This window comes from Rhodococcus globerulus, assembly GCF_019334125.1.
Classification (GTDB): Bacteria; Actinomycetota; Actinomycetes; order Mycobacteriales; family Mycobacteriaceae; genus Rhodococcus_F; species Rhodococcus_F globerula.
The window spans coordinates 2,777,056-2,794,858 of the sequence record NZ_CP079698.1; the positions used below are offsets into that span (position 1 = coordinate 2,777,056).

The 17,803-nt window shown below is 60.2% G+C and carries 14 protein-coding genes and 2 pseudogenes; 8 read left to right on the forward strand and 8 right to left on the reverse strand.

All coding sequences use genetic code 11. The features are described from left to right. Nucleotides 1-20 precede the first annotated feature (20 nt). A pseudogene (locus KYT97_RS12565) lies at nucleotides 21-670 on the forward strand (IS6 family transposase). A gap of 331 nt (nucleotides 671-1,001) precedes the next feature. Here the strand turns inward: KYT97_RS12565 and KYT97_RS12570 are convergent. From KYT97_RS12570 to KYT97_RS12580, 3 genes are all read right to left on the reverse strand, one after another. Continuing rightward, nucleotides 1,002-1,628: a TetR/AcrR family transcriptional regulator gene (locus KYT97_RS12570; RefSeq protein ID WP_172936510.1), complete on the reverse strand. Its 627-nt coding sequence runs from the start codon at nucleotides 1,626-1,628 to the stop codon at nucleotides 1,002-1,004. Between the two features lie 289 nt (nucleotides 1,629-1,917). Further along, the gene (locus KYT97_RS12575; protein WP_095888927.1) at nucleotides 1,918-2,535 is read right to left on the reverse strand and encodes a TetR/AcrR family transcriptional regulator; all 618 of its coding nucleotides are present in this window, start codon (nucleotides 2,533-2,535) and stop codon (nucleotides 1,918-1,920) included. After that, nucleotides 2,519-3,409, reverse strand: a complete 891-nt coding sequence (locus KYT97_RS12580; RefSeq protein ID WP_095888928.1) for a crotonase/enoyl-CoA hydratase family protein — start codon at nucleotides 3,407-3,409, stop codon at nucleotides 2,519-2,521. The genes KYT97_RS12575 and KYT97_RS12580 overlap by 17 nt, the downstream gene beginning before the upstream one ends. A gap of 246 nt (nucleotides 3,410-3,655) precedes the next feature. Between KYT97_RS12580 and KYT97_RS12585 the strand changes: the two genes are divergently transcribed. The 5 genes and pseudogenes from KYT97_RS12585 to KYT97_RS31270 all read left to right on the forward strand — a co-directional run. Continuing rightward, complete coding sequence (locus KYT97_RS12585) at nucleotides 3,656-4,429, forward strand: SDR family NAD(P)-dependent oxidoreductase (RefSeq protein WP_219112410.1); 774 nt, start codon at nucleotides 3,656-3,658, stop codon at nucleotides 4,427-4,429. Between the two features lie 77 nt (nucleotides 4,430-4,506). Beyond that, the gene (locus KYT97_RS12590) at nucleotides 4,507-5,709 is read left to right on the forward strand and encodes a serine hydrolase domain-containing protein (RefSeq protein ID WP_219112411.1); all 1,203 of its coding nucleotides are present in this window, start codon (nucleotides 4,507-4,509) and stop codon (nucleotides 5,707-5,709) included. Nucleotides 5,710-5,720: 11 nt separating this feature from the next. Continuing rightward, nucleotides 5,721-7,238 carry a flavin-containing monooxygenase gene (locus KYT97_RS12595; RefSeq protein ID WP_219112412.1) on the forward strand — a complete coding sequence of 506 codons (1,518 nt, stop codon included), beginning with the start codon at nucleotides 5,721-5,723 and terminating at the stop codon, nucleotides 7,236-7,238. Between the two features lie 69 nt (nucleotides 7,239-7,307). Further along, nucleotides 7,308-8,933, forward strand: a complete 1,626-nt coding sequence (locus tag KYT97_RS12600; protein ID WP_219112413.1) for an AMP-dependent synthetase/ligase — start codon at nucleotides 7,308-7,310, stop codon at nucleotides 8,931-8,933. Between the two features lie 253 nt (nucleotides 8,934-9,186). Continuing rightward, a pseudogene (locus tag KYT97_RS31270) lies at nucleotides 9,187-9,353 on the forward strand (transposase); the annotation flags it as partial. 467 nt (nucleotides 9,354-9,820) lie between these two features. Here KYT97_RS31270 and KYT97_RS12610 read toward each other — a convergent pair. The 5 genes from KYT97_RS12610 to KYT97_RS12630 all read right to left on the reverse strand — a co-directional run bounded on the left by KYT97_RS12610 (nucleotide 9,821) and on the right by KYT97_RS12630 (nucleotide 15,385). Then, nucleotides 9,821-10,012 (reverse strand): hypothetical protein, encoded by a 192-nt coding sequence (locus KYT97_RS12610; RefSeq protein WP_219112416.1) that lies wholly within the window; start codon nucleotides 10,010-10,012, stop codon nucleotides 9,821-9,823. Nucleotides 10,013-10,630: 618 nt separating this feature from the next. Beyond that, nucleotides 10,631-11,686, reverse strand: coding sequence for an acyl-CoA dehydrogenase family protein (locus KYT97_RS12615; RefSeq protein ID WP_219112418.1), 1,056 nt, complete (start codon nucleotides 11,684-11,686; stop codon nucleotides 10,631-10,633). A 9-nt stretch (nucleotides 11,687-11,695) separates the two neighbouring features. Next, on the reverse strand, nucleotides 11,696-12,931 hold the full coding sequence (locus KYT97_RS12620; RefSeq protein ID WP_219112420.1) for an acyl-CoA dehydrogenase family protein: 1,236 nt from the start codon (nucleotides 12,929-12,931) through the stop codon (nucleotides 11,696-11,698). Then, complete coding sequence (locus KYT97_RS12625) at nucleotides 12,928-13,692, reverse strand: enoyl-CoA hydratase-related protein (RefSeq protein ID WP_219112422.1); 765 nt, start codon at nucleotides 13,690-13,692, stop codon at nucleotides 12,928-12,930. The genes KYT97_RS12620 and KYT97_RS12625 overlap by 4 nt, the downstream gene beginning before the upstream one ends. A gap of 7 nt (nucleotides 13,693-13,699) precedes the next feature. Continuing rightward, nucleotides 13,700-15,385: an AMP-binding protein gene (locus tag KYT97_RS12630; RefSeq protein ID WP_219112424.1), complete on the reverse strand. Its 1,686-nt coding sequence runs from the start codon at nucleotides 15,383-15,385 to the stop codon at nucleotides 13,700-13,702. Nucleotides 15,386-15,502: 117 nt separating this feature from the next. Between KYT97_RS12630 and KYT97_RS12635 the strand changes: the two genes are divergently transcribed. Further along, complete coding sequence (locus KYT97_RS12635; RefSeq protein WP_172936521.1) at nucleotides 15,503-16,294, forward strand: FadR/GntR family transcriptional regulator; 792 nt, start codon at nucleotides 15,503-15,505, stop codon at nucleotides 16,292-16,294. Nucleotides 16,295-16,448: 154 nt separating this feature from the next. Beyond that, nucleotides 16,449-17,801 carry an MFS transporter gene (locus KYT97_RS12640; protein WP_219112426.1) on the forward strand — a complete coding sequence of 451 codons (1,353 nt, stop codon included), beginning with the start codon at nucleotides 16,449-16,451 and terminating at the stop codon, nucleotides 17,799-17,801. The last annotated feature ends 2 nt before the right edge of the window (nucleotides 17,802-17,803 follow it).

The following is a 17,803-nucleotide window of genomic DNA, read 5'->3' on the forward strand; positions in this document are numbered from 1 at the left end:
CGGTGGAGTGAGCACCCCCAATGCTGGCGTACAAAGGCCACCGCTGCCCGGTGGAAATCATCAACCATTGCGTGTGGTTCTACTTCCGGTTCCCGCTCAGCTTCCGTGAAGTCGAGGAACTGATGCTCGAACGCGGTGTCGTAGTCAGCTACGAGACGATCCGGCGGCGGTGCGCCAAGTTCGGGCACCCGGCGACAAGTGGCACGTCGACGAGGTATTCATCCGAATCGACGGCAAGCTGCATTACCTGTGGCGGGCGGTCGACCAGAACGGCAACGTGCTCGACGTACTGGTCCAGTTACTCAAAATACGTTGGCGGCCAAGAAGTTTTTCCGGCGGCTACTTAAGGGTTTGAGGTATGTTCCGCGGGTGATCGTCACCGACAAGCTGGGCAGCTACCAGGTGGCGCACCGCGAGATGCTGTCCTCGGTCGAGTATCGCCAGTCCAAGTACTTGAACAACCGGGCTGAGAATTCCTACCAACCGACCCGACCGCGGGAGCGCGCTATGAAACGCTTCAAATCAGTCGCACACGCGCAACGTTTTCTGTCTGCGTACAGCTCGATCTCACCGCGTTTCCGGGCCCTGCCGGCATCGACTGACCGCGGCCGAGATGGCCGATCGATTCATAGTCTGGCGGGAAGTCACCGCGAGCGGTGTTACCTCCTGAAACATGAACAACCCCAACGGGATTACATCGCCGTATACTCCAAGTCAACGACGCCGCTGATTTTTTTCAATCAACGTGACAGTGCCATTCTGTCGAAGAAGCGTGAGCGCGGCTGGGACATGACCTTCAACTTCACGGTCGGTGACGTGACCGGACACTTCGCCGGGCCCGACGTTCTCAAACAGGTCATCGACAACGCGATAAACCGAGCAATACTATCTACTACCTCTGCCCTGAACTCACCAGATACCTGACGCGCGCCGGTCGCTTCCCCGTGTTGTTAGTCACCGGTATTGCAACGACCCCTTGAATCCGCCTCGTCGTTTCTGGACTACTTTTCAACCGTCGTTAACATCCCATCAGATGCGCAGTTCACTATCGATCGCGCGATGCTCCGATAGCGGTCTGCGATCGCATCGATCGACAGGCGTCCGGACGGGTCGAACCATTGACAGACCCCATTGATCAGATCCATCAGTGCGAGGGTCGTGATCTCGACGTCCGTGGTCTCGGATCCCGGGTCTCGGATGGCGGCCACCGTGTCACGAACGGCACGTTGGTAGGTGGCCTGCAAGCCCACGACGGTGTCCAACTGGTCAGGAGAGAGCGCGCCACGGTTGCCTCGAATGCTGAGCAGTTCAGTGTTCCGCGCGTTGCTGATGCGTAGATGCAGTGTGATTGCTTCGTCCAGGCGATCCTGCGGCGCACGCGTCGAGTCGGTCAGGACTGGGAGTATGGCGTCGTTGAATTCCCGCATGAATTGCAGGGATATAGCGAACAGTAGATCCTGTTTATTTCGATAGTGGTGGTACATCGTCGACGACGAAATTCCGACGGCGTCGGAAATATCGCGGATCGTGGTCATGCCGTAACCACGTTGGTGAAACAACCGCGCCGCTTCGACTCTGATCTGCTCGGCCACGTCCACGCCGGCCTCGAGTCCGAGGTTTCTCGCCATTTTCACCTCCGAAGTAACAGTGATCCGGTTCCGCGTGCATTCAAAGAAAAATCTAGCAGGAGAACGACGTCTCGGATCCGGTCTTCGGCTCAGCGAGGCGGTGGTGCGCATTCGAAAGTAGTCTTGCTCAGTCGCGGCGCCGAAGCCGTCACAGGCGTTCGAGGCACTGCCCGCTAGACCGAGATTATCTGCGAGATCTTTGGAAATTTCCTCCAGCGCCCGGTCCCGACACTTCGGGCACAGTCGATTTTCGGTTAAATCGACTGTGCCCGAAGCAATTCCAGATGCATCAAGCGCTGGGGATGATACTGGCGCCGAGTCGCCAGATGGTATCGAGCAGGTACTGCCGTGAGGGTGTCACCTCGCGGCTCATGGCCTCGGCCATGAGCTCACGGAACGCTCCCAGGAACGCCGCAGAGACGAGGCGTGCATCGACCTCGGGATCGACCTCGCCGTTGCGCTGTGCGTACGCGACGTTGCGCGCGGCCATGTCGATCTGGGAGGCGAGGCGTTCTGCATCCGCTTGAGCGGCTGACGGTTCGCGCATTCGCCGACCCATCACGATCTGCGCGAGCCGGTCCTCGAACAGGAAATCTATCTCGCGAGACAGGCGTAAACGTTCGCGCTCGGTCCAGCCGAGTTCCGGTGATACCGAGACCGCGAAGACGGCATCGTCGTAGGAGTCGTAGAAGCCGTGGACAACAGCGGCGACCAGGCCGTCCTTTGCGCCGAAGTACCGGTAGAGCAACGCTGGAGATGTCTCGGAGCGTGCCGCGACCTTTGCAACCTCCAAGGTCCCTCCCGTTTCCAGCAGTTCCGCGCGGGCGGCCGCGATGAACCTCAATCGGGTGGCGTCACCGCGGGCCGTCCGCCCGTAGCGGGTGGTTTTGTCAGACGTGGATGACATTGTTCGGGTTCGGCTGCTCGTCGGCCGGCGCAGCACTGTAGTCACCGAACGGTGTATCCCGCTCAGCGACAACCGCTGCGACGCCCTGTTGTTCGGCGATCGTGATGAACTTCTTCGCTTCGGGGGTGTTGCGCATCAGGCCGTCGAGAATCGGGCCGAGCATCTGGGTGCTCGCGAGTCCCTGGTTCTCGTAGGCCTGATTGACGATCAGCTTCATCGCCGAAAGCTGCGAAACGGGAATGCTCGCCAACTGGGCGGCCATCTTTGCTACCTCTGCTTCGAGGTCCTCGAACGGAACAGCCTTGTTGATCAGGCCGATACGCTCCGCCTCGACGCCAGACACTGCTTTGCCAGTCAGTGCGTACTCCTTCGCTTTGGCCATCCCGAGCCGGTAGATCCACATGCCGGAGAGGTGGCAACCCCACATACGAGCATACGGCGTACCGATACGAGCGTCCTCGGAGGCAATGACGATGTCGGCGCCGAGGGCCATTTCGCTGCCGCCGCCGACGCACCACCCGTGGATCTGAGCAATGACCGGCTTCGGGCTGCGCCAGATGCTCATGAACTTCTGCGTCGGGGACTCCGATGGAGCAGTCGCCATCACGAAGTCTTTGCCGGCATCCCATTCACCATCGGTGTTCATCTGATCTTCCCAGTGCTTGAAACCGCCACTGAAATCGTATCCGGCACAGAATGATCGGCCCGCGCCACGGACCACGACGACCTTGACCTCGGGGTCGCGATTCGCCTTGGTCATTGCTTCCTGGAATTCGTCGGGCATCGGAGGAACGATGGTGTTCAGGCGTTCGGGGCGATTGAACGTGATCGTGGCAACCGGACCGGTAACGGAATACAGCAGGGTCTCGTACATAGTTTCTCCTTCATTTGTAAAGTAAATTCACTTTACAATCACGATCGCGTAAATGTCCACCCTTTGAGCTGAGCCGCTTCCAGCCTTCGGCAACTCGACAAGGGAGATGATGCCAGCCCATTGACAGGCACATAGTGACGTGGGTAACTTGATGCCCATTCGAGCGGTCGATCAAACAATCGACCCAATCACTTTGTGCGCAAACATCATCCAGCAAGAAGATATCGGTAGGGAGACTCGTCCGTCATGGAGTCAACGTCAGCCAGTCCCGCAACAGCACCCGGACCCGGAACGAAGGTCATCGTCACCGGCGCAGCCGGAGGGATCGGCGCCGCACTGATCGGCGCCCTTGCTGCACTCGGCTGTGAGGTCGCCGGAATCGACCGTCCCGGGACGGCGCTGCCGGAAGGACTCGGGGCGATCCCGCTCTTCGAGGCCGACCTCGCCGACGAGACTGCAGCGGCGGACGCAGTGGAACGAGCAGTGTTCCAACTCGGGGGTTTGGACTGCCTGATTGGTGCCGCAGCCAGCGTCGCGACCCTCCATCGAGCGAAGTCCTTCTCTCCCAGTGTCTTCCGCCAGGACATCGAGTCGAACCTGCTGTCACAGTTCTGGACCGTCCAGGCCGCCTATGCCGCCCTAGTCGAGAGCGATCAGGCTAATCTGGTTCTTTTCTCCTCGACAGGCGCCCTGGATGGCCTCCCCGGTCAGGTGTCCTACGGGGCCGCCAAGGCTGGAGTGCTCGGGCTGGTCCGCACCCTTGCGGCCGAATGGGCAGACTCCGGCATTCGCGTCAATGCAATCGTCCCCGGATTGGTCGCGACCCCCAAGGTCCTCTCGATGCCGCCAGAAACTCGGGATCGGGTGCTGCGCAACGTCGCGATGAAGCGGCTGGTCGAGGTGGACGAGGTAGTGGCGTCAGTGTTGTTCCTGATGTCGTCCGGAGCCGGCGCCATCACCGGCCAGTCGTTGCGAGTCGACGGGGGTGCGGGGATTAACACCCAAGGCCTCTACCGCTGATCCGTCGTTCCCCGTCATTCATATCGAAAGGAGCTGTCGCAGTGGCGAATTGCGAACAGGAAGGAGCTGCAACATTGATGAGAGGCGTTGTAGACCCGGCCTTCGCCGCGGTGACAGAGGAGTTCGGTCGGAATTTCGCCGAGCGAGGCGAAGTGGGAGCGTCCCTGCATGTGCTCCTCGACGGCAAGCCGGTCGTTGACCTGTGGGGCGGTGTCGCCGATCCCGAGACGGGGCGAGCATGGGAACAGGACACGGTCAGCGTCGTATTCTCGGCCACCAAAGCTGCAGTCGCACTGTGTGTCCACCGACTCCTGGCCTCCGGCGACCTCCACGAGGACATGCCGGTGGCACAGGTGTGGCCTGAGTTTGCTGCGAATGGCAAGGGCGACATAACAATCGGGATGTTGCTCAATCACTCCGCCGGGATTCCCGTGCTCCGCGAGCCGCTGGGATCCGGGATGCTCGAGGATTGGGAGTTCATGGTCGGCCGGATTGCAGACCAGACGCCGTTCTGGCGGCCAGGCGAGCAGCACGGCTACCACCCGGTGACCTTCGGGTACGTTCTCGGTGAAGTCGTGCGCCGCGTCGCCGGCTCCACGGTCGGCAAGTTCTTCGCATCAGAGATTGCGGGTCCGCAAGGTTTCGACTTCTGGATCGGGCTGCCACCGGAAATCGAACCGCGTGTCGCGCCGATCGTCGAAGGAATCGCTGGTCAGGTCACCACGACGCCGTTCCTCGATGCCGCCGTCCACCAGCGTGGTTCGATCCCGAATCTCTTTGTGTTCAACTCGGGAAACTGGGCTCGTGCGGGGGTGAACACCCGCGCCGGCCGGGCGGCGGAAATTCCCGCAGCAAACGGTGTCACCAATGGAAAAGGGCTCGCGCAGATGTACGCAAGCGCCCTTGAAGATCCCGCCGTGCGGAGCCTTGGCGAGTCCGAGCCGTCTTCGGCACACGAGATGCCCACGTCCGACGGATTCGACGCAACACTGTTGATGCGGACCAGATTTCGCGGCGGGTTCATGCTGTCGATGGATAGTGGTGCACACCTTGGCCCCGGTCACAGCATGCGGATCGGTAGCAAAGCCTTCGGCCACTGCGGATCGGGCGGTTCGATCGGGTTCGCAGACCCCGAACTCGGCCTCAGTGTCGGCTACACAATGAACAAGCAGGGCCCGGGAACGCTGCTCAACGAGCGCGGACAGTCCCTCGTAGATGCCATCTATCGCTCGCTCGGACAGCCTGTCCCGACGCCGGGCGCCACCACAGCTGCAATTTGAACAGGACGACTATGACTTCTGAAAGAACACAGAGCAATTCGAGCCGGACCGACGTGCTCATCCTCGGCGCCGGATTCTCAGGCCTCGCCGCGGCTGCGACGATCTCCCGCGTGGGCGGACTCGACTATCTGATACTCGAACAGGGTGACGACGTCGGTGGCACTTGGCGCGAGAATACCTATCCCGGGTGTGCCTGCGATATCCCGTCACCGCTCTACTCGTTCTCCTTTCGGCAGAACCCGGGCTGGCGGCACCTCTTCGCGCCGCAACAGGAGATCCTGGACTACCTCCGCGACACGAGCGCCGAGCTTCGGATCACCGAGCGTATTCGATTCGGCACCACGGTCACCGGCGCAGACTGGGATGAGCAGGACGGTACCTGGACAGTGGAGGCTGCGGACGGCTCGGTGTTCCGAGCGCGATTCCTGGTCTCCGCAATGGGACTACTGCACCACGCCTCCTATCCGAAGTTGCCAGGCCTCGAGAACTTTCAGGGCCCTGTCTTCCATTCCGCGCACTGGGATCACTCGTGCGATCTCGAGGGCAAGAAGGTGGCCGTCGTCGGCACCGGTGCGAGCGCCATTCAGTTCGTTCCCGCTATCGTCGATCAAACCGCCACGCTCACGCTCTTCCAACGGACAGCCCCGTGGATCGCCCCGAAGTTCAACCGCGCGTTCAGTGAGGAAGAACGAGAGGAGATGCGCCGCAACCCGATCAAGCGATGGAACCGACGCGCACGACTATTCTGGATCCACGAGAAGCGGGCCAAGGGGTTCGTTTCCGACACCTCGAAGATGGGCCCCACCAAGGCGTTGGCGTCGGGGCACTTGAAGAAGCAGATCAGTGACCCCGTGTTACGGGCGAAACTCACTCCGGACTACGAGATCGGCTGCAAGCGACTGCTGATCTCCAGCGACTACTACCCGGCACTCGTCAAGCCGCATGTCGACGTTGTCACCGCCGGCGTCGGGGAGGTTCGCGCGAAGTCCGTACTCGACACGGAAGGAACCGAATACGATGCTGACGTCATCATCTTCGGAACCGGCTTCGACGCACAGAACAGTCTCAGCCTGGTCCCGATCCGCGGACGTGACGGAGTCGCGCTCGGTTCGCAGTGGGCGTCGGGCCCCGAGGCGTATCTGGGGACGACTGTGGCGGGATTTCCGAACCTGTTCCTGCTGTGCGGCCCGAATACAGGCCTCGGGCACAACTCGCAGGTTTTCATGATCGAGGCCCAGGCCAGGTACATGAAGCGGTGCATTCGGTACGCAGGTCGCCGAGGCGTCATCGAGGTGCGACAGGATGCACAGGACCGCTTCAACCAGTTCCTGCAGGGCAGGCTTTCGTCGACCGTGTGGCAGGCCGGCGGCTGCAAGAGTTGGTACCAGGATCCCGTCACGGGGCGCAATACGCTTCTGTGGCCGAAGTCGACGCTGTCGTACTGGCTGCGCACTCGCTTCCTTCGGCGGACTGATTATCGCCGGAGCATGAGCACCACACCTACTCAGCAGTCGGTGACTGTCGGCTAGTGCACTGAGCTTTTTCGTTCGATCCGACCCAAGCGCGCTCCGGCCGCACCTTTAGTGAAAGGTTCTGCAATGTCGACGATTCCCGAACTACTACACCGCAACGCCGAGCAATACGGCGGCATGCCCGCGCTGTCCCACAACGGACAGGTTCTGACCTGGAGCGAGGCCCGGACTCGCATCGCCCAGATCGCTCTGGGACTATCCAAACTGGGCGTGCGCAAGGGTGATCGCGTCGCGATCATGATGTCCAGTCGCCCCGAACACTGGTTGACGGACCAGGCGCTCGTGCATCTCGGTGCGCTTCCGGCGACGGTGTACGGCACGATGCCGTCCTCCCAGATCGCGTACCTCGCCAACCACAGCGGGGCCAAGGTCGCCGTACTCGAAGGCGCCGGCGAGGTCGACCGTTGGTTGCCGGTGCTCGACCAGTTGCCCGCACTCGAGCGTGTCGTCGTGCTCGATCCCGAGGCCTGTGTGGCCGACAACGATCGCTTCGTGAAGTGGTCGGACGTCGTAACGGACGAGACGGACCTAGACACGTTCGAGGCCGGTTGGCGGGAGATCACCGAGGACGATCCGGTGACACTGATCTACACCTCCGGCACCACCGGCATCCCCAAAGGCGTGCTGCTCACTCACCGCAACGTGATCGCCAACGCCGAAGCATGGGATGCCGGGGCGCCAATACCCCAGCATTTCCGCAGCGTCTGCTACCTACCGTTGGCACACATCGCCGAACGCATGATCTCGGTCTACATGGCCATCCACAAGGCCGGCTACGTGACGTTCTCTCCCGACCCGAGCCAGTTGGTCGGCGTACTCCTCCAGACACGCCCGACCAGCGTCTTCGGCGTCCCTCGGATCTGGGAGAAACTTGCCGCGGCACTGCGCGCTCGACCGGGTTCATCCCTCTCGGACATCGGACTCGATCAGGTCACCTGGGCGTGCAGTGCGGCCGCGCCGTTGCCTGTGGACGTGCAGGAATACTTCCGGGAGCAGGGAATCGCGATCATCGAAGCATGGGGCATGACCGAGACCACCGGCGTCGCCACATCGACCAGCGAGACGGACTTCCGTTTCGGGTCGGTTGGTACCCCGATCCTGGGCACCGAGATCAAGCTACTCGACGACGGCGAACTCCTCGTGCGCGGTCCGATCGTGGCGTCGGGATACCTCCAGAACGACGGAACCGTTCTCCCCGTCACCGACGACGAGGGCTGGATGCACTCCGGTGATATCGGACGCGTCGATGAGGACGGACACCTCTACATCATCGATCGCAAGAAAGACCTGATCATTACATCGGGAGGAAAGAACATCGCACCGGCCGCGCTCGAGGCGCTGCTGACCAAGCATCCATTGGTCGGTCAGTCGCTGGCATACGGTGACCGCCGACCGTACGTCGTCGCCCTGATCGTTCTCGACCTGGACGCGACGACGGCGTGGGCAACCTCGCAGGGAATCGTCGTCGCAGCGCCGTCGGAGCTGGCCTCGCATCCGGACGTAGTCGCGGAGATCGACCGCGCGGTCGAGATCGCCAACCAGGATCTCGCCCGGGTGGAACAAATCAAGCGCTACCGAGTGCTTCCGACGGAGTGGACTCCGGAGGGTGGGGAAATGACCGCGAGTCTGAAAATCATGAGGCGCGCCGTCCATGAGAAGTACGGTGACGTGTTCGAAGCTCTGTATGCATAGTGACGACACTGTCAAGTTTTTGAGAGTGCAGTGGTACGTAGCGGTTGTATCGTCGACGAAAAGTCGGTTTCATCGGGGATGATCGTCGCGCAATGCATGTGGGTGCTCCAACCGCTCACCCCTTGCTCGGCGAGATCGAATGATGGTGGACCCGGGATCGATGTGACAGGCAAGACGATCCGCGCCTGGTGCATCCGGTCCGGGCGAGACTACTGCCGAGGACGCAGGTGGCATCTCGACGAAGTGTTCATCAGGAACCGTCACCGCCGCACAACTATTGATCACCGCGGGTGGAAACCCCGATCGACTGAAATCAAAAGCGTCTTTCGCGGCACTCTGCGGGACAAGCCCTATTCCGGCTTCCAGCGGCAAGACCACCCGTCACCGCCTCAATCGCGGCGACCGGCACGCAAACTGCGGGTTCGTTGGTCATAGGTCATTTGAGTGAGGGCGATTTGATGGAGGGCGATTTGATGGAGGGCGGAGGACTACATTCAACGCAAGCAGCAAGAAGGCAAGGGCACCGAGGAAATCCTTCGCTGCCTCAAACGCGCGATCGCCCGGGAGGTCTTCACACTCATCACCAACCCCGTCCCCGCCGTCGACCACCGAAATCTTCGACCGCTTCGCCACGAAGCTGGACTCATCCAGCTCCAGGCCGCCGCAGCCCTGGCGTCAGCATCGCCAAAATCTCACTCGCGGAAAACGGACGAGTCCACGGCGCTGCCTTCCTCACCACCTACGACACATGGCTCCGAAACATCAATTTGACACCATCGGAGCATCAGATCGCCCCGGACCCATCACCCGACGCTTGATCCAGACGCGGAATCTGCTTCGCATGCACCTCCTCCACCACATGCCAATACGACGGCGACAACACCGACTCAAGCTCCCCCAACAAACCAGAAGCACCACCCATCGCCCGATGACGCCAATAGATCCGCCCACACAGCAGCACGATCAACCAACACCGCCAAAGCAACCAGCACCACCGCACCGACAACCCACGCAACCCTGCGCGCACCCACACAAGCAACCACCGAGCGTGCCGGCAACCTTCCGCTGGGACGTGCCATCACCCCAGTTCACAACACCGAAAAGGAACTACTCCGCTCCGTCGTACTGGGAAGTAGCCGAGTTCCCAAGAGAACAGGTGAACCCCGCACCCGCGGGACTCGGCACTTCACAGGAGCAGCAATGAACCAGCACAATGAACACAACCCCAACGATTCCCGCCCGACGTGGCGCGGGCAGCTCCCCGACGCGCAGGCTTGGGTTCTAGCGGTCGTTGCAACACCCGAGGTTTGGGAAGTTGCAACGACCGTGTCATACCAGAAAGAAAATGCCCTCACTAGACGGTGAGAAGTCTTTGCTTGACAACACAGCAGCAAGGACCGACCCGGTCCGCCTCAGGATCGACACGAAATTGCGTTCGGGCGATGTCGATAGTTTTGAGCGCCACCAGAAAGCTTGTGCTGGGTGTGGAACCCATATTCAGAGACTCCCGGCCGGCAGCCACTAGGACCTTCGCCAGCGCGGATGCAACAAGCCTCCGACGAGCCAGGGAAGGCTGCCGCGGTAGGTCGCGATGATATCGACGCCAGGCGGACGCATGGCCAGGTTTACTACCGCCGGCCGACTGGCCTCGTTCAGTTGCACTCAATCACCTTGACAAACTCCGACATTCCAACCAATTACACGACAGAACGAGCAATCACCTCACGATGCGCCTCGCAATTGCCGAACAGCAGTGCATCACTCATGGCGCGCCGAAAGTACCGGTGCAGGGGGTGCTCCCAGGTAAATCCGAGACCACCATGGATCTGTATGGATTCCTCCGCGGCATATGTGAAGGCTTCCGACGCCATCACCCGTGCGATGCTTGCCGCGATGGTCAGTTCATCAGTAGAACTTTCGTCAGCGTTCGCGGCTTCCAAGACTGCCGCCTTCGCCAGTTCAAGCGACACCAACATGTCTGCGAGGCGGTGTTTGATCGACTGGAACGACCCGATCGGGCGGCCGAACTGCTCACGAACCTTCGCATACTCCACTGACATGTCGAGACACGCCTCGGCGGCGCCAACCTGCTCAGATGCCAACGCTACGAGCGCTAAGGCCTGTGCGCGTGGCAATGTCAGGTGCAAGTCCGCGCCACCTACCGCCTGTCCGCGCGCATTATCGAACGTAACTCGGGCCAGCGGACGACTGGGATCGAGAGACTCCAACGGCGTGCAGATGACTCCTGGCACATCTGCCTTGATCACGGCTAGTTCCAAGCCGTTCACCCCACGCGCGACTACAACAAATAGGTCGGCTGCTGTTCCCCCAACCACAAAGTCTTGTGTGCCAATAAGATTCAACTGACCGTCGTCGGCTTCAGTGGCTGTGACCGCAGTATCGGTGAACGGGAATCCGGTTATCAGCGCGGCCGTACATTCACCTGACGCAATGGTGGGCAGATAGGCGGCACGCCCCGCGTCCGTACCGCATTCCGATAGTACGAACCCGGCAAGGCACACGGATGAGAAGTACGGAACATCCGCGATCGTGCGTCCTAGCTCATGCATCACCACTGCAGTGTCTTTAAGCGTGAACCCAGCGCCACCAAAGCGCTCGGGAAATGGAATCTCCGTGAGACCAAGTTCAGTGAGGCCAAGCCACCGCGCCTTTTCGGCTTCCACATTCTTTGCAAGAAATGCGCGCACACTGTCGCGCAATTGTTCTTGTTCCTGAGTCAGTTCGAGGACCATCCTGTGCTCCTATCGGGAGTCTCTTGGCAGGCCGAGGCCACGTTCGCCGATAATGTTTCGCTGAATCTCATCGGATCCACCTGCGATTCGGTAGCCCGGGGCGCCCAACACATGCTCGGTCCAGGCATAGGTATTCGGAGCGCCCGTATCGGCAACGATGCGAGGTCCCAAGAACTTCGCCGCCGCGTCGCCGATCCGCTTGAGATTCTGCGTCCACACGAGTTTCGCGATAGAACCCTCAACACCGGGAACATGGCCTGCCAGTTCACGTTCGGCGTATCGGGCATTGAATGTCGCCGTGACCCGTTCGTGTATCACGACATCCGCGAGAGTTTGTCGCACCAGAGGGTCGTCGGTAATTCCGAGTTGCTTTGCGAGCGCGATCAGGTCGGCGGCATTTCCGCCGGCAGATACGATTCCTCCACTGGAACTTCGTTCGAAACCCAGAGTCGTCAACGTGACATTCCAACCGTCACCGACCTCACCAAGACGCAACGAATCCGGTAATTCAACGTCGGAGAGGAATACTTCGTTGAATGTGGAACCGCCGGACATCTGACGGATCGGTCGAACCTCTACTCCGGGAGCATCCATGGGAACCAGAAATGCCGTCATGCCACGGTGTTTCGGGGCTTCGGTGTCACTGCGAGCAATCAGCAGTCCCCATTCCGAGAATTGCGCGCCCGAAGTCCACACCTTCTGGCCGGTGATTCGCCATCCGGTGTCGGTACGCACTGCGCGGGTCGAGAGTGAGGCCAAGTCGGAACCGGCTCCGGGTTCCGAAAACAGTTGGCAGCACAGTTCATCCGTGCGCAGAAACGTCGGCACAAATCGTTTCTTCTGCTCCTCGGTACCGAGGAGATGGATGGTCGGTGCTATCAGTTCCACCGTTACCAGAATGTTTTCGTGTCGATCCGGTGCCCGGAACTGACCTTCAAGTTCCACGTAGATGCGTTCATGAGAGGCTGTCAGTCCTGGTCCGCCCCATTCCGGCGCCCAGGTAATCGCGCCGACACCTGCGTCGACGCGCTCAGCCTGCCACGCGCGACCACGGTCAAGCAGCTCGCGCTCCTCATCTTCGGTGCGGTTGTGAAAAATTGCGTAGGAGCGTTCCTCGTCCGAGTGGTTATGTGTCCCATCTGCCGGCAAGTGCCGGTCCAGACGCTCCGCGAGCCAGGCCCTGACGTGGTCACCGAATGCATTCAAGTCGTGATGCGCAGCGAGTTCACTTGTTGCCATACTCATGGTTTCTTCCCATTCGTCAGCGCAGCAATCCGCGCCTCGACTGCACCTTTGGAATCCGGATGCTCGGATAGCTGGACGGTGAAATTCTGTTCCAGCTCATAGCCACGTTTGAGATCCATACCCTCGCAACCGTTCAATGATTTCTTTGCCAGAGTCAGTGCGTAACGACTCTTCGACGCGATAGACCGTGCGCGGTCCATCGCGGTTTCCATCAGCGCCTCGTGTTCCACCACCTCGATCGGTGCTCCCCACCGTTCCAAGGTGCGGGCGTCGACGGCTTCCGCGGTGAAGAACATCCGACGCATCGCCTGTTCCGGCAGCATGCGGGCTGTGAATCGCCCACCACCGAGCACCCCGACATTCATCTCCGGAAGCCCGAATGTCGCTTTCACCGAAGCGACTACCAGGTCGCAAGATGCAGTCAGACCGAAACCGCTGCCGAGCGCGGGGCCGTTGACGGCAGCAATGACCGGAACCGAGCAGTCGATGAGGTTGAATATCGCTCGTCGAACATTGCGCATCTGCACTTCGCCACTCGTCGAGTCCATGCTCCGAAAGTCATTCAGGTCGTTGCCGGCGCAGAACACATGACCACGTCCTGTCAGGACAACAGCTTTCACTGTCGAGTCGTCCGACAGTCCGTCGAAGATATCTGCGATCTCTCCATACATTCGATGATCGATCGCGTTCACCTTGCCTCGCGCCAACTCGACCAATGCAATGCCCGGCTCCGGTTGGGAGACAACGATATTCTCTGTCATGAAGCCCTCACTTCTCATACGCCGAATGGACAATTACGTCGACCATCTGCGGCGGAACTACACTTCGGTCGCGAGTCCAGTCGCGTAGCGCGAATTTCTGAATTTTGCCGCTTGCTGTTTTCGGCAGCACCTCAACGACAAATATGCTCTCGGGGATCTTCTGTTTGGCTACCTCGCGATTGGACAAGAACTCGTAAACCTCACCAAGAGTCAGATCCTTGCCGTCATGGGTGACGATAAATGCACAACCACGTTCTCCGGTTGTCGCATCCGGCCCAGCTACCACAGCAACTTCCCTGACGGAGGGATGCTCACTAAGTAGGTTCTCCACCTCGTGAGTGCTGATCTTCTCTCCGGATCGATTGATGATGTCCTTGATCCGACCCTCGATGTGGATTGCGCCGGTTTCGTCGAATCGCGCCAAGTCACCGGTTCGGAAGAAGCCGTCAGCGGTGAACGCTGCAGCGTTGAGTGAAGAATCGAGGTACCCGAGGAACGTGTCGGGTCCTCGCCACAACACCTCCCCGACCGAACCTGCCGCCGCGGGAAGTTCGGAGCCGTCGACGATCAGAACCTCTGTAGGCGCGAGAACACGACCGTCGGTACGGGTCCGCAATTGTTGTGTATCCCAGCGATTTCCGGACGTCACGGATGGCCCTTCCGTGGCACCGTACATACGAACGACAGTACCGAGACGATTCGTCGCACTACGCGTCAACTCGTCGGGGATGTCAGCACCACCGCACACGATGTATCTGATCGACGGAGTGGGAAGCTCCGCCGCAACGGAGGCTTCGACCAACCCCTGAAGGAATGGAGTCGAGAAGATCATGAAACTGGCGCTGTAGCGAGTGATCTTTGACAGCGCCTCTTCGGGATCCCATTGATCCTGCAGCACTACGGGCGCTCCCAGCAGAAAGGGCAGTGTCAGCGCACAATTCACGCCTGTCACATGGGTGACCGGCGACGGATTGAAGATGACATCCTTCTCATTGAGATCGAACAACTCAATCATCGAATGGTTTTCGAACACGATTGTGTTGTGGCTGTGCAGAGCACCTTTCGGATCCGCAGTCGTCCCAGAGGTGTAAAGCAGGACGCCGACCTGATCAGGATCCGGCTCGGGGAGTGCGGCAATCACTTTCGCAGCCTCCGCCGGGGCGCCGAGCAAGAAGTCCGTCCAGGTCGTCATCCGCTCGTCGGCATTGCTCACCTCAGGCTCACCGAGGACAACGACTTTCTTCAGATGCGGCAAGTCACCGAGCAACCGCGTGTACATCGCGGCATAGTCGAATCCTCGGTACGACGCGGGTATGAAAACAACGGACACTCGCGCCTGCCCGAGAATGAACCGCAGCTCACGCCCTCGATAGATAGGAACGATGGGGTTGGCGACAGCGCCGAGTTTCATGATCGCTTGATAGATAACTACGGCTTCTGCCCTGTTCGGGAGTTGGAACGAAACTACATCGTCAGCACCAATCCCCGCATCGTGCAACGCTGCCGCAAGGATGATTGCGTCACGGTCGACGTCGGCGAAGGTCAACTGCACATCGTCGTCGATTACCGCCACAGAATCCGGGTAGAGCGACGCCGCGCGAGTCAAGTAATGGCCGACCGTCCGGCCCCGCCAGTGTCCCGACTCGCGGTAGCACTGGGCCAGTTCGGGCGTCGGTGGGCGGGTCGGCCACATCTTTACCTCCGTGAAGCACTGCGTCGATACAAGGAACGTTGCCCAAAGTAGCTGATTTCGCTAAATATGTACAGATTTAGCTCAACTCACTTTCGAATCTAGGTAGGGTTTGTACGCATGACGGCTACACATCGAACTGTCGACGAGAACACCGGGGAAACAATGACGCAGGACATCGCCCGCAGAGCACCGAGTCGGGCACCGAAAATATCGGAGCGCATTGCCAACCAAATCGCCGACAAGATCCTCGGCGGGGACATCGAGGTCGGGGACAGGCTCCCTACCGAGAAGGAGATGGTTACCGAATACGGTGTTGCACGCACGTCCGTCCGTGAAGCACTCCGCCTCCTCGAAAGTCGAGGCCTGGTCACTATCCGCGCCGGCGTCGGGGGAGGCCCCGTCGCATGTCGGCCGCAGTTCGAAGCACTGGGAAACACCATGAAGCTGTTCCTACAGCTAGAGGGGGCGAATCTCAGCGACGTCATCGATACGCGCCTGACCCTGGAACCAGTGGTCGCACAGCTTGCCACGCCTCGAATTACAGAAGAGCAACTCGACGATTTACAGTCAGCGCTCGACACCATGCGCACGCATCCCGATGACTACGACAATTTCGTCGAGAAGAACGCACTGTTTCACACCATCATCTACACAGCGTCAGGGAACCCGGTACTTCGCATACTCATGGAGACATTGCTTCTCCTGGTACGCGACGCCGAGCCGTCGCGACATCCGGAAGTCACCCGCATCGCCGCCGTCGAGGCACAACAACTCGTACTCAATGCCATGCGTTCCCGAAACGCATCTGCTGCCGGAGATGCGATGGAAGCCTTCGTTCACGACACCGCGAAGTACTATCGCAAGCGCCTCGCACACATCATTTCCGAGCCGGTGCACTGGCAGCTGTGACAATTCCGCAGGATATTTCAACCAACTCGACTAAACATGTACAGATTTAGGGCCTGAGCGGTTATGGTGTGAAAAGCGCCCCGAGATGTGACCACTCCCACTTCATGGGGAGCGCACGATCTCCTTCACACTTCCGCACAGAAATGAGACGTTCGTGGAAAGTCACACGAATTCCCAGACCGACACCCGAGCCCTCGATCAGACGAGGCGCCGCGGAGTTCTCGCCGCCGCAGTCGGAACCATCGTCGAGTACTACGACCTCACCGTCTACGCCTACCTGGCAGTAGTCGTGAGCCCCCTGTTCTTCCCCGGCGGAGATCCAACCGCCTCGCTACTCGCCAGCCTCGCGGTATTCGCGTCCGCATACCTCATGCGACCCATCGGCGGAATCTTCTTCGGCCGCCTTGGCGACAGACACGGACGGAAACGTGCGCTCCTGCTGTCAGTCCTGCTGATGGGCGCCGGCAGCCTACTCATGGCATTTCTGCCGGTCTACGAGTCGGTAGGCATTCTGGCACCGATTCTGCTTGTCGTTGCGCGACTGGTGCAGGGATTCTCAGCAGGCGGAGAGCTAGGCGGCGCACTGACATACGTGTACGAGACGGTCGGCCCGAAGCGCAAGGGCCTCGGGGCTTCGTTCGTTGCACTCGGCAGCAACTCCGGATTCGCACTCGCCGCTATCGCTGTCGGCACGGTCTCCGCGCTCACTACGGATGCTCAAATGTCCAGTTGGGGATGGCGAATCCCATTCCTGCTGGGTGTACCGCTTCTCCTGTTCTGCCTGTGGACCCGTACCCGAATCGAAGACACTCCCCAATTCGCTGACTCCACAACAACAGTCGATGTCGCAAAGGCGCCTCTCACAGAACTGCTCCGCACTCAGCCCAGGCAAGTCCTGCAGGTTTTCGGGCTGGGAGTAGCGCAGAATGCCACGGGATACATGGTGCTGACCTACGTCGCCATCTATCTTGTTCGCGAAGGTGGTTACGACAGAACGCAAGTCACCTGGATGACGGCACTCATCATCGTCCTCATCGCTCTACTCATGCCCGTTGCCGGACTCCTCGTCGACAGGTTCGGTAGCGTCCCCGTCGCGGCAGCAGGCTTGATCGGATCCGGCCTACTTGCCTACCCTGCCATGTCACTGATGAACGGCCACGGACTCGCCGTTGCCGGTCTGGCGTTCTTCGTCTTCGCACTCGGCACCCCGCTCATCCAGGTCGCCACAGCACCGCTCTTCCCGTCGCTCTTCAAGTCCCGAGTCAGGCTCACCGGCGTAGCTCTCGGTTTCAATCTCGCAACCATCGCGACCGGCGGAACCGCCGCGTACATCGCTACGTGGCTGATCGATCGCACCGGAAACTCCCTTTCTCCCGCATACTTCCTCCTCGGCTCGTGCTTGGTCGGCATTCTCACCTTGGTCAGCATCCGGACCGCGACGTACGGCGGATCGCGCACCTCATCCGCATCAAATGCGGAAACCGTTGCACCACTTTCTATTCGATAGAA

Excerpts from the sequence above, each read along its gene's own strand:
- KYT97_RS12610 (WP_219112416.1), bottom strand. The coding sequence starts at position 10,012 with ATGGCACGTCCCAGCGGAAGGTTGCCGGCACGCTCGGTGGTTGCTTGT.
- KYT97_RS12620 (WP_219112420.1), bottom strand. The coding sequence starts at position 12,931 with ATGAGTATGGCAACAAGTGAACTCGCTGCGCATCACGACTTGAATGCA.
- KYT97_RS12615 (WP_219112418.1), bottom strand. The coding sequence starts at position 11,686 with ATGGTCCTCGAACTGACTCAGGAACAAGAACAATTGCGCGACAGTGTG.
- KYT97_RS12630 (WP_219112424.1), bottom strand. The coding sequence starts at position 15,385 with ATGTGGCCGACCCGCCCACCGACGCCCGAACTGGCCCAGTGCTACCGC.
- KYT97_RS12625 (WP_219112422.1), bottom strand. The coding sequence starts at position 13,692 with ATGACAGAGAATATCGTTGTCTCCCAACCGGAGCCGGGCATTGCATTG.
- KYT97_RS12595 (WP_219112412.1), top strand. The coding sequence starts at position 5,721 with ATGACTTCTGAAAGAACACAGAGCAATTCGAGCCGGACCGACGTGCTC.
- KYT97_RS12570 (WP_172936510.1), bottom strand. The coding sequence starts at position 1,628 with ATGGCGAGAAACCTCGGACTCGAGGCCGGCGTGGACGTGGCCGAGCAG.
- KYT97_RS12590 (WP_219112411.1), top strand. The coding sequence starts at position 4,507 with ATGAGAGGCGTTGTAGACCCGGCCTTCGCCGCGGTGACAGAGGAGTTC.
- KYT97_RS12575 (WP_095888927.1), bottom strand. The coding sequence starts at position 2,535 with ATGTCATCCACGTCTGACAAAACCACCCGCTACGGGCGGACGGCCCGC.
- KYT97_RS12580 (WP_095888928.1), bottom strand. The coding sequence starts at position 3,409 with ATGTACGAGACCCTGCTGTATTCCGTTACCGGTCCGGTTGCCACGATC.
- KYT97_RS12635 (WP_172936521.1), top strand. The coding sequence starts at position 15,503 with ATGACGGCTACACATCGAACTGTCGACGAGAACACCGGGGAAACAATG.
- KYT97_RS12585 (WP_219112410.1), top strand. The coding sequence starts at position 3,656 with ATGGAGTCAACGTCAGCCAGTCCCGCAACAGCACCCGGACCCGGAACG.
- KYT97_RS12600 (WP_219112413.1), top strand. The coding sequence starts at position 7,308 with ATGTCGACGATTCCCGAACTACTACACCGCAACGCCGAGCAATACGGC.